Source organism: Lacticaseibacillus thailandensis DSM 22698 = JCM 13996 (assembly GCF_001312865.1).
Classification (GTDB): Bacteria; Bacillota; Bacilli; order Lactobacillales; family Lactobacillaceae; genus Lacticaseibacillus; species Lacticaseibacillus thailandensis.
On the sequence record NZ_BBER01000004.1, the window covers coordinates 163,768 to 175,117 of the forward strand.

Sequence of the window (11,350 nt, forward strand, 5' to 3'; positions counted from 1 at the left end):
TTATACGGCGGTTGCTAGCGTACGTAGCTCGACTAAAATACAGAGCGTAGTACGCTGCCCAGCAACCATAGCATAAGCTGTCCCCGACGAGAATCCCGCCCTTGGATTCTTGTTGGGGATTGTTTATACGGCGGTTGCTAGCGTACGTAGCTCGACTAAAACACTGAACGGAGTACGCTGCCCAGCAACCATAGTATTAGTGCATAGCCTCATCATGTCCGCTCGGGCTTGGTGGGGCTATTCGCCTACTCAGTAATGTTTGCTACCCCATCGTAATGTTTGCTATCCCATCACGACCACACCTAACAATCACTAACCGTTGATTAGTAAACGATGGCAAAAATGTTAAATTTTCTCAGAGCTATGTGAGCTTAGCTGACAAGTTTCCTAGACTTTGCCCGGTTCCATCCACTAAGCTAGACACATCCTTTAAGGAAAGTGGTGTACGGGAATGAAGCAAAATAAGTTTGTGTGGCTCCTCGCCGCACTCGTCGCGTGCGTAGTTGCATGGTGGGTGCCACAACAAGAACAATCGGTGCATGCCGCCGAACAAACATACACGATTGGTACGGACACGACCTTTTCGCCGTTTGCCTTTACCAACAAAAAGAACCAGTCGGTCGGCATTGACATTGACTTACTGGATGCCATTGCCAAAAAGGAAGGCTTCAAGATCCAGTGGAAGCAACTGGGCTTTGATGGGGCCGTCCAGGCACTCCAAGCCAAACAGATCGACGGCGTGGCTGCCGGGATGAGCATCACCCCCGAACGTCAGAAAACCTTCCTGTTTAGTCACCCATACTACAAGTCAGGTACGTACATGGCCGTTAAGGATCAGCACATTAAGGATCTCAAGGACTTGCGCGGTAAAAAGGTCGCGGTTAAGACCGGGACCACCGCCGCTGACTATGCGAACAGCATGAAGAAAAAGTATGGCTTTCGAGTCGTCACCTTTGATTCCGATGACAACATGTACCAAGACGTGCTAACTGGCAACACCGTCGCTTGTTTTGAAGATAAGCCCGTTCTCCAGTACGCCATCGCCAATGGTATTAAATTGCACCTCGCCAAGGACTTCAAGGAACCCGATGCCGGAACGTACGGCTTCGCTTTCCAAAAGTCAGAGGGTGCATTAGTCAAGAAAGTCAACGCTGGTCTGAAGGCCCTCAAGCTAACGGCCAGTACGCCAAGATCGTTGCCAAGTACGTGGGGAACGGTTCACAGAAATCACAGGCCAGACGTACCGCGACGCAAACTGAGTCCGACCGGAGTTTCTTCGGTCTCCTCAAGGCCAACGCAGGCACGTTGACCAGTGGCTTAGGTAAAACCATGGAGCTGACCGTCGTCGGGATCGTCTGCGCCACCGTCGTCGGGATCCTGATGGGCCTGCTCGGCGTGCTCCCCAACGCCTTTGCCCGGGGTGTGGCCAACACCTTCATTTACATTTTCCGTGGCCTGCCACTCATGGTGCTCGCCCTGTTTATTTACACCGGCGTGCCAACGTTGATTGGCACCAAGGTCCCCGCCTTCATCGCCGGGATCATTACCCTAACCCTGAACGAAGGGGCCTATACCGCCGCGTTCGTCAAGGGTGGGATCAAAGCCGTTGATGTCGGCCAAATGGAAGCCGCCCGTAGCCTCGGGCTCACCTGGGGTAAAACCATGAAGCGCGTCGTGCTCCCCCAGGGTATTCGCATTATGATTCCGTCATTCATTAACCAGTTCATCATCACGTTGAAGGATACTTCCATCTTGTCCGTTATTGGGCTACTCGAATTAACCCAGACTGGGAAGATCATTGTGGCGCGGAACATGGAAGGCTTCAAGATTTGGACCATGGTCGCTCTGATTTACGTCATCATTATTACTTTGCTGACATGGCTATCTAATTGGGTACAAAAGAAGGTGCACGCATAATGACAACAACACGAGTACAACTAAAGAACGTCCACAAGCGTTACGGCGACAATGAGGTCATTAAGGGTGTGGACCTGACCGTCAAGGACAACGAGGTGGTCGTCATGATTGGACCGTCTGGTGCCGGTAAGAGTACGGTCCTGCGGATGATCAACGGTCTAGAAACTACCACCAGCGGGGACGTCATCGTCGACGGCGAAAACATCGCGCATAGCGGTGTAGATATGAACAAAGTCCGCCAGAACATCGGGATGGTATTCCAACACTTCAACCTCTTCCCTAACATGTCCGTCCTGCAAAACATCACACTCGCTCCCATCGAACTGGGGCTCAAAACTAAAGCGCAAGCCGAAAAAGAGGCCAAGGACATGCTAGAGATCGTCGCTTAACGGATAAAATCGACGCCATGCCGGCCCAGTTATCCGGGGGCCAAAAGCAGCGAGTCGCCATCGCGCGGGCGCTGGCCATGCACCCCGATACGATGTTGTTCGACGAACCTACCAGTGCGCTGGACCCCGAAATGGTTGGGGACGTTCTCGGGGTCATGCGGCGACTGGCCAAAGAAGGCATGACCATGGTCATCGTCACCCACGAAATGGGGTTTGCGAAGGAAGTAGCTGACCGGGTCGTCTTCTTTGGTGATGGTCAGATCCTGGAACAAGGTACGCCGGACCAAATCTTTAACCATCCCAGTCACAACCGGTTGCAAACCTTCCTCAAGCAAGTACTGGAAGCATAATTACAATCACGGCAACCACCATCACCAATAGGGCCGTAGTGTGCGCACGCTACGGCCCTATTGGTCTAGTTAGGTACCATTATGAGTGGGTTTTACCCCGTCCGTACCCCGCCAACATGAATTAATTGACTGGTTTAGGTCATAATACCTAACAAAAACCATAGACTTACACCCCTTGGGTTCGTTAGACTGGAAACATTGATGTAACTTTAGCTGTAGGTGTGGTACCAAAGCTACCACATGGCACCAACCAGAAAGGGTGTTACCTCCACATGAAGAAAAAAATGGTTTTGGCCGTTCCTCGCCATGGCGGCCGCGCTGTTCCTTGCTTGGAACGCGCCCCGGTCGACGCCGGTCAACGCTGCGGAGCAAACGTACACGATTGGTACTGACGTCACCTTTCCACCATTCGAATATGCCAACAAGCACAATAAGTACGTTGGTATTGATATTGACATCATGAACGCGATTGCCAAAGCGGAGGGCTTCAAGGTCAATATTAAACCACTAGGCTTTAATGCTGCCGTGCAGTCGTTGGAAGCAAACCAGATTGATGGTGTGATTGCCGGGATGAGCATTACCCCCGAACGCAAGGCCAAGTTCGCGATGAGCAACCCCTACTACAAGTCTGGGGTGGTCGGCGCAGTTAAAACCGGGAGTAAATACCACAGCCTGAACTCACTACGCGGGCAGCGGGTCGCCGTGAAAACCGGGACCAGCGCCGCCGATTACGTCAACAGCATCAAGGACAAGTACCACCTCAAAGTGGTGACCTTCGACGACTCGAACAACATGTACCAAGACGTTATCACCGGCAATTCCGCTGCCTGCTTTGAAGATGAACCGGTCATGCAGTACGGTATTGCCACTGGCTTAAAGCTCAAAATCGTCACGAAACCCGCCAAGTCCGGTTACTACGGCATCGCCATTGCGCAGAAACACGCGCACGACCTGCTACCCAAGGTCAATGCTGGCCTGAAGAAAATTAAGGCCAACGGGACCTACGCTAAGATCATCCGTAAGTACCTCGGCAACGGTTCGCAAAAGTCACAGGCCAAAACTGCCGCCAAAACTAATGATAACAACCACACCTTCATCGGCTTACTGCAGTCTAACTGGAATACGTTGATGGGTGGGCTTGGTAAAACACTGGAACTGACGGTGTTGGGGATCGTCTTTGCGACCGTCATCGGGATCGTCTTCGGCCTCATCGGGGTCATCCCCAATAAGTTCGCCCAGGGGGTAGCCACCACGTTCATCTACATCTTCCGCGGCTTACCGCTGATGGTATTGGCCCTCTTTATTTACACCGGGATTCCGTCGCTGATTGGTGCCAAGATTCCCGCCCTAATTGCCGGGGTGGTCACCCTGACGCTCAACGAAGGTGCGTATACCGCCGCGTTCGTGAAGGGTGGGATCCAGGCGGTAGATGGTGGGCAAATGGAAGCCGCCCGTAGCCTGGGCCTGCCGTGGTCTAAGTCCATGCGGCGCGTCATTCTTCCACAAGGCATCAAGATTATGATTCCATCATTCATCAACCAGTTTATAATTACCCTCAAGGACACGTCGATTCTTTCCGTCCTGGGGTTGCTGGAACTCACCCAAACCGGCAAGATCATTATTGCCCGGAACATGGAAGGGTTCAAAATTTGGACGATGGTCGCTTTGATATACCTGATCATCATTACTTTGCTCACGTGGTTATCCAACTGGGTCCAAAAGAGGGTTAAATAGATATGACAAAAACACGAGTAGAAATGCGCGACGTGCACAAGAGCTACGGTACCAACGACGTCATCAAGGGCGTCGACCTCAAAGTCGAGGACAACGAGGTCGTCGTGCTGATTGGCCCGTCCGGTGCTGGTAAGAGTACCGTACTTCGGATGATCAACGGCCTGGAAACGACGACGTCTGGTGACATCATGATTGACGGTGAGGACATTGCCAAGCCGGGCGTAGCATCGATAAGGTTCGCCAAAAGATCGGGATGGTGTTCCAACACTTTAACCTCTTCCCGAACATGACGGTCAAGCAAAATATCACCCTCTCCCCGACCGAGCTAGGCCTCAAAACCAAGGATGAGGCCAACGCTGAAGCCATTGAACTGCTCGACCAGGTGGGCTTGACCGATAAGGCCGACGCCATGCCCGACTCCTTGTCTGGGGGCCAAAAGCAACGTGTTGCCATTGCGCGGGCGCTAGCCATGCACCCGGACATCATGCTGTTTGACGAACCCACCAGTGCACTAGACCCCGAAATGGTCGGCGACGTGCTCGGCGTTATGCGGCAACTGGCTAAGGAAGGGATGACAATGGTCATCGTGACCCACGAAATGGGCTTTGCCAAGGAAGTGGCTGACCGGGTCGTGTTCTTCGGCGACGGGAAGATTCTTGAACAAGGGTCACCAGAACAAATCTTTGAGCACCCACAACACGAACGCTTGCAGACGTTCCTGAAGCAGGTGCTGGAAGCTTAAAAATCAGCGCAACAAAGGGCGTTCGTCCACCAAACCGATTGTTTGGTGGACGAACGCCCTTTTTGTTGAGCAAGACGCTTATAAATCGCCCGTCAGAAACTGAGCCTGGCCCCGCCCAAAGCTCCAGTCAGCATCGGTATTCACGGTCAAATTGATCATGACGTCTTCCGGCCGCATATTCAACTGGTCGTGTAGTGCCGCTACCAAGTCGTGATAAAAGGCTTGTTTCTGCGGTTCCGTGCGGGGACGCGTGGTTAAACTAAATACAACGACTTGATCCGTACGTTTAAACCCTAACCCCGTATCCAAAACCTGCATTTCATAAGGTTCGTGCTGCGTGACGATTTGGTACCGGTCCCCCTCTGGGGCGTCGAACGCTTTTAGCATCACCCGGTAGGAAATATCCAAGAGGGCCTGAATTTCTTCCGGCTGACGTCCCTTGAGCATATCAATTCTCATCAATGGCATATTATTGTTCTCCTGTAAAGTATTCCTTAATCAACTGCGCAATGGTTCCAGCATGTGATTCCAGCGCAAAGTGACCTGTGTCTAACAACACGACCTTGGCCCGTGGCGCATCACGCCGAAACGCCAGGGCCCCAGGATAGATAAACGACGCATCGTTCTTCCCCCATACCGCCAGTAACCGTGGTTGGTGCTGCCGGATGTATTCCTGAAAGCGGGGGTAGAGCCGTACGTTGGTCTGATAATCATAAATCAAGTCCAGCTGACGTTCCGCGTACCCTGCCGTCCGCGTGTACGCAATGTCCAAAGTATAACCGTCGGGACCCACCGCCATTGCGGGTGCCCCGTTGAGATATTGACCCCGGATCGTTGCGGGGGCAAAAGCATTGCGGTATTGCGCCCGTTTACTAGCGGTTGGGTGTTGCCAGAAATCCCGGCGCGCAGCCACTTAGGACCTAATCCCGCTTGATAGACATTCCCGTTTTGACTAACAATGCCCTGAATCCAGTCAGGATGCTGCATTGCGATGCGGAACCCAATTGGTGCCCCGTAATCAAACACGTACATCAAGAATTTAGTTTCGTGAAGTTGCACTAACCAGTCAGTCACCACCTCAGTCAGGTGGTCGAACGTATAGGCAAATTGATCACGGCCCGGAGCATCTGATTGCCCAAAACCTGGGTAGTCCGGGGCTAGCAAGTGAAACCGGTCTGACAATAAGGGCATTAGGTCCCGAAACATGTGACTAGATGACGGGAACCCGTGCAACAACACCATTGTGGGCCGATTAGTGTCACCCGCCTCCCGATAAAAGATGTTCAATCCATCAACTTGGCACTCTGATATTTAATCATTACAACCTGCTCCTAACTTTCTGGTTATTCAGCTCCAATAGTTCCGTCATGGGCGCTTTAGTCTCGCTAGGTACTGGTCGGTCAACCGTCCAAATTGTTCCAGGCATTCATTGGCCGTGGTTAAAAATTCGCTACTACCTGCGGCTAATTCAACTAGTGTCTCTCGACCCCGACTGGTTAATTGAACCAACTGCCGCTTAGCCAAAGCACGCACCATCCGGGAAATGCTGGAACGCTCATAACCGAGCTGGTGAGCAATTTCCATAATTGTTAACGGGTGCCGATCTTCCAGCGTCATCATAATGTACGCGTATGCCGGTTTCATCCCCGTGGGTGCGAAAACCTGGTCGGCTAATCGCTCAATGGTCCGCATGTAGCGTGCCGCTGTAAAGTAAGCACAAGTATGGGTAAAGTGATGTGGCGTAAATAACCCTTCTTTCCATCGTGTATATACACATTTAACCACTAATTAAAACCGCTGGCAAGTTTGAACAATTAATCGTGCGGATGTCACCAAGCTGCCACCGGTCAATCCGGGTCGTCAGTACCGATACTGCGGCTAATATTACGCCAACGCTTGCAACCGTTGGCGTAGCTGGGGCTGACAGGCATAAATACCCAACCCTAAGCGGCCACGTTTCAACAGGATGTTGAGGGTGTGTAATACAATTGCCGCCCGAGCGCTGGCTAAATCGTCAAGATCCCCACGCGTCGCATAGCCTCTTGGTCCTCGAAGCGGTCGGTCTGTACCACGATGCGGTCACTGACCGGGTCATAGTCCACGCTGGGACCGATGATCACCCCGGCATAATTGAGGTCAAACCCCTGGATGGTGTAGATCGATCCGACTTCATCGACGGTCTCCGGGCGGCTAGCCCACGGCCGGTCGGTAAAATTAATTTTGTCCCAGGGTAAGTGCAAAGTCCCCGCGTCCACATACCAAGTGCGGTCATCCAGCACCCGGTAGGGAAAATCAGTGGTCGCAATCAGCCGGGAGAGCCCATACGCGCGGTTCCGCGCCCGTACCCAATCATAGAGCGGCTGCCCGTCATCAAAAATGCGTAGTTCAAAATGCCGTGGTTGCGGTAACGGCCGCAACTGCCGGTACACCAGGGCGTTGATCCAGTCGCTCACGCTGCTGTCTTGCACCCGCATTTGTTGATTCAAGGCAAAGCGGCGAACGGTGTGCCCCTGCAGGTGGCGGCGTAGCATACCGACATCCCAATGACTTTTGAGTTTCACTACCTGATGCGGATCAAATACCAATACCAGCACCCGCGCCAGCTGGAGCAACTCATCCAACTGGTTGTTGGCCGTAAACTGATTAAACGGGTCAGGCCGACTTAGCAACAGGTGCGCTTCGTCCACAAAGACGACGTCGGTTAGCCCGCCAACTTTGCGCTGGCGATTAATAAAGGGCGTCGGCTTCACAAAGTCCTTTTTGTACAGATGCGGCGTGTGGGCCGCCACCTCTTTGTAAACTTTAAGCATCTCGTTGTGGTTCACCAGCAAGTGCGCATCCAGACCCGCTAACGCCGGGTCACTCCCACTCCGCGCCGCCTGTTGGAGCGCGGTAAAAACTGCGTTGAGCACGACGCTCTTACCGGAACCCGCGTCGCCCTCGATCACAAACACCGCCGCCTGCTCGTCACGCCGGTGGTGGCGAATAAACGCCAACACCTGGCGCTGCAGGGCGGCCTGCTGGCTGGTGAGCTGAGCTTGTGCGGGCAAAATGAAAGTGGCGGTAGATAGGTCCGGCATTGTGAAAACTCCTTTTTCCCTAGTTAAGTTGATAATACCAACCGTAGCACCAACTCCGGGGGGACGCAAAAATATGGGCGGAACGAAGACCAGCAAAAAAAGCTTCCCACCTGTACGGTGGAAAGCTTGATTGGTGCGGATGAGTGGTGGCTACGCGCTGGCAGCACCAGGTTAGCACACCGACCGCGATGATTATGAGCGACTGCAGTCAAACTGGTCAACACCACAGTCTCGCGGGCAGGCTCCGCCGACCCCCGCGGTCAGTGAGAGCACAGCGCAAGCGCCTACGCTAACTAACCAACATTCAATATCCACATAAACCCAATAAACACGAAGAAAAGCATGTACATAATCGGTGAAACTTCCTTACCGCGCTTCGCCGCAATCATCGTAATTGGGTACATAATGAACCCCAACGCGATCCCGTCCGAAATGCTGTAAGACAACGGCATCCCTAAAACAATCAGAAACGCTGGAATCGCAATTTCCATCTTGAACCAGTTAATGTTCTTCAACGACTGCGCCATCAGCACCCCGACAATAATCAAAGCCGGTGCCGTGACCTGCGTCGTGACCACACCCAAGAGGGGCGAGAAGAACATCCCCACCAGGAACAATACCCCCGTCGTCACCGCAGTCAGGCCCGAACGGCCACCCACGGCGATGCCGGCGGACGATTCCACGTAGGCCCCCACGGGCGACGTACCCAGCAACGAACCCGCCAGCATCGCCGTCGAGTCGGATGCCAACGCTTTGCCCACGCGCGGCAGCTTGTTGTCGCGCATCAGCCCCGCCTGCGTGGCCAGGCCGACCAACGTCCCGGCCGTATCAAAGAATGTCACCAACAGGAAGGTCAGCACCACGACTACTAGTTGCAGGCTGTTAATATCCCCCACGTGGCGGAAGGCCACCATGAATGTGGGCTTCAAGCTCGGCGCTGCGGAAATCAGCCCGGACGGCATGTTGATGAGCCCGGTGACCAGGCCCAAAATCACGGTTGCCACCATGCCGATGAAAATACCACCAGGGACGTGCTTGACCATCAAGATAGCGGTCACCACGAGGCCAAAGATCGTTAGCCACGTTGTCCCCACGCTCAGTGAACCGAGGCCCACGATGGTCGACTTGTTGGCCGTGATCAGGCCGCCATCACTTAAACCTAAAAAAAGCAATGAACAGCCCAATCCCACCAGAAATCGCGGCTTTCAGGTCACCAGGAATTGCATCAATGATCTTTTCACGGAGCTTAAAAATCGTGATGATGATAAAAATTATGGAAGCAACAAAGACGCCAGCCAGCGCGGTCTCCCACGGCACCTTCATGCCGATGCAGACGGAGTAGGCAAAAAAAGGCGTTGATCCCCAAAGCCGGTGCCGTTGCAATTGGATAACGGGCCAAAACGCCCATCAATATGCTCCCCAACGCACTAGCCAAAGCCGTGGCGGTAAACACCGCCCCTTTGTCCATGCCCGAGGCGCCTAGAACCGACGGATTGACGAACAGGATGTACGCCATGGAGATGAAGGTGGTGAAGCCCGCCAAAAGTTCACGCCGGACGGTGGTATGTAGCTGGTCTAACTGAAAATACGACTTGATACTATCCATAAAAAGGTCTCCTACTACGAGCAAACACTCGAAAATTAGATTAGTAAAAATGACGAACGAACGTGTTTTATGGTATACCAAGCCGGGCAAACGGTCAATATCTTTTTCTGAAATCAGCAAAACCCGAACATTAATTCATGCTCGGGTTTGCCTTTGTTTACAGTAATAGGCCAGTCTGTCGCAGTACCGGTGCGACCATGGCGGTCCCCATGGTTGCCACCAACGCCTTCACCAATAGTGGCATGAGAAACGGTACGATTCCCACTCCTAGCGCACTACCAGCAACGACGTGTAACCAGACCGCACCCACGAATAGTTGGAGCAAACCAGCCCCCAGGTTCCGGGCACCAATCACCATCACTGACCGTGATTGTTGCACACTACCGCCAAGGAACAGCGGGAACAGTATTAAACCCACCAGGTACCCGCCAGTGGGGCCCACCAGGTGGCTCAGGCCACCAGTGAAACCCGCAAACACCGGAAGCCCCACTGCGCCCATTAGGATGTAGACCAGCACGGCCCCCATACCGCTACGCCGATCGAGTAGCCCCACCACCAGGGGCACCATCAGGGTTTGTAACGTCAGGGGCACTGGCCCCAGCGGCACCGTCAGCGGGGCCGTAACTGCCATCAGTGCAGCGCCTAAAGCCACGTACGTGAGTGTCCGAATACGCATGGTCGTCCCCCTATTCTGCGTTGCTGTGACTCAACTGGGCCATCAACGTGGGTAACGCGGCACTCACCGCGGTCGGCAAAGCCACGTACTGGCTGCGCGCCACCATATCGGCGGCAGCGCTATGGACCCACACGGCGGCTGCAACCACCGCCAAGCTATAGCCAAACTGACCGATAAACGCGGCAATGATGCCCGTCAGCGTGTCGCCAGAACCACCCGTCGCCATGGCGGGACCACCACTCGTATTCCGGAACGCCACATGACCGTCTAACGTCACCGTGGGTGCACCTTTGCACACCACCACCCCCGGTAATTCAGCCGCAGCGGCTTGACTAGCCGCCACTGTCTGGTTAGCGATGGCAATGCCACTCAGCCGTTGCCACTCCATGGCGTGCGGCGTCCACACCGTCTGGGCCGTCCCCGTCTGGTGCTGGTGCCCGGCTGCCATAATGTCAATGGCGGAACCGTCCACAATCAGTGACTGCGGCGTACGCACCGTGTCGAGCACGAGCTGCAACACCACGTGCGCGGCGGCACTATCGCCTAGGCCGGGCCCGACAACTACCACGTCAGCTTGGGCCAACAATTGGGGCAACATGGCGTCCGTCCAGGTGCAGACCATGGCCTCCGGTAACCGGGCGTGCAAAGCTGCATGGTTCACCGCGGCCGTCGCGACCGTCACCAGCCCCGCACCAGCATACACGGCGGCAGTGGCGCTCATGATGGCCGCGCCACCAAAGTGTTCGTCACCTGCCACGATGACCACGCGACCATACATGCCTTTGTGGCTCCGCGTCGTCCGTGGCCGCACCACGTTGGCAGCGCGGCTACGCGTCATTTCATCCATATTCTCAAC

The 11,350-nt window shown here is 54.2% G+C and carries 6 protein-coding genes and 6 pseudogenes; 4 read left to right on the forward strand and 8 right to left on the reverse strand.

Features of this window, described 5'->3' with window-relative positions; genetic code table 11:
- The first annotated feature begins 451 nt into the window (after positions 1-451).
- The 4 genes and pseudogenes from JCM13996_RS07290 (at position 452) to JCM13996_RS07305 (ending at position 5,132) form a co-directional block, all read left to right on the forward strand.
- Positions 452-1,917 (forward strand): annotated as a pseudogene (locus JCM13996_RS07290) (ABC transporter substrate-binding protein/permease).
- A gap of 104 nt (positions 1,918-2,021) precedes the next feature.
- Positions 2,022-2,656 (forward strand): annotated as a pseudogene (locus JCM13996_RS07295) (amino acid ABC transporter ATP-binding protein).
- A gap of 306 nt (positions 2,657-2,962) precedes the next feature.
- Positions 2,963-4,390 carry an ABC transporter substrate-binding protein/permease gene (locus JCM13996_RS07300; protein ID WP_054750626.1) on the forward strand — a complete coding sequence of 476 codons (1,428 nt, stop codon included), beginning with the start codon at positions 2,963-2,965 and terminating at the stop codon, positions 4,388-4,390.
- Between the two features lie 2 nt (positions 4,391-4,392).
- A pseudogene (locus tag JCM13996_RS07305) lies at positions 4,393-5,132 on the forward strand (amino acid ABC transporter ATP-binding protein).
- A gap of 78 nt (positions 5,133-5,210) precedes the next feature.
- On the opposite strand, the gene JCM13996_RS07310 reads toward JCM13996_RS07305, so the two are convergent.
- From JCM13996_RS07310 to JCM13996_RS07340, 8 genes and pseudogenes are all read right to left on the reverse strand, one after another.
- The gene (locus JCM13996_RS07310) at positions 5,211-5,600 is read right to left on the reverse strand and encodes a tautomerase family protein (RefSeq protein WP_054750627.1); all 390 of its coding nucleotides are present in this window, start codon (positions 5,598-5,600) and stop codon (positions 5,211-5,213) included.
- 1 nt (position 5,601) lies between these two features.
- Positions 5,602-6,045, reverse strand: a complete 444-nt coding sequence (locus tag JCM13996_RS11855; RefSeq protein WP_225353533.1) for an alpha/beta fold hydrolase — start codon at positions 6,043-6,045, stop codon at positions 5,602-5,604.
- A 2-nt stretch (positions 6,046-6,047) separates the two neighbouring features.
- Positions 6,048-6,374 (reverse strand): annotated as a pseudogene (locus JCM13996_RS11860) (alpha/beta fold hydrolase); the annotation flags it as partial.
- Positions 6,375-6,497: 123 nt separating this feature from the next.
- Positions 6,498-6,824 carry a MarR family winged helix-turn-helix transcriptional regulator gene (locus tag JCM13996_RS07320; protein WP_054750628.1) on the reverse strand — a complete coding sequence of 109 codons (327 nt, stop codon included), beginning with the start codon at positions 6,822-6,824 and terminating at the stop codon, positions 6,498-6,500.
- Between the two features lie 192 nt (positions 6,825-7,016).
- Positions 7,017-8,212: pseudogene (locus JCM13996_RS07325) on the reverse strand (DUF2075 domain-containing protein).
- A gap of 293 nt (positions 8,213-8,505) precedes the next feature.
- A pseudogene (locus tag JCM13996_RS07330) lies at positions 8,506-9,818 on the reverse strand (NCS2 family permease).
- A 157-nt stretch (positions 9,819-9,975) separates the two neighbouring features.
- Positions 9,976-10,494, reverse strand: a complete 519-nt coding sequence (locus tag JCM13996_RS07335) for a biotin transporter BioY (protein ID WP_054750629.1) — start codon at positions 10,492-10,494, stop codon at positions 9,976-9,978.
- Between the two features lie 10 nt (positions 10,495-10,504).
- Positions 10,505-11,341, reverse strand: a complete 837-nt coding sequence (locus JCM13996_RS07340) for an NAD(P)H-hydrate dehydratase (protein WP_054750630.1) — start codon at positions 11,339-11,341, stop codon at positions 10,505-10,507.
- Positions 11,342-11,350: the final 9 nt, after the last annotated feature.

Excerpts from the sequence above, each read along its gene's own strand:
- JCM13996_RS07335 (WP_054750629.1), bottom strand. The coding sequence starts at position 10,494 with ATGCGTATTCGGACACTCACGTACGTGGCTTTAGGCGCTGCACTGATG.
- JCM13996_RS07310 (WP_054750627.1), bottom strand. The coding sequence starts at position 5,600 with ATGCCATTGATGAGAATTGATATGCTCAAGGGACGTCAGCCGGAAGAA.
- JCM13996_RS07320 (WP_054750628.1), bottom strand. The coding sequence starts at position 6,824 with ATGCGGACCATTGAGCGATTAGCCGACCAGGTTTTCGCACCCACGGGG.
- JCM13996_RS07300 (WP_054750626.1), top strand. The coding sequence starts at position 2,963 with ATGGCGGCCGCGCTGTTCCTTGCTTGGAACGCGCCCCGGTCGACGCCG.
- JCM13996_RS07340 (WP_054750630.1), bottom strand. The coding sequence starts at position 11,341 with ATGGATGAAATGACGCGTAGCCGCGCTGCCAACGTGGTGCGGCCACGG.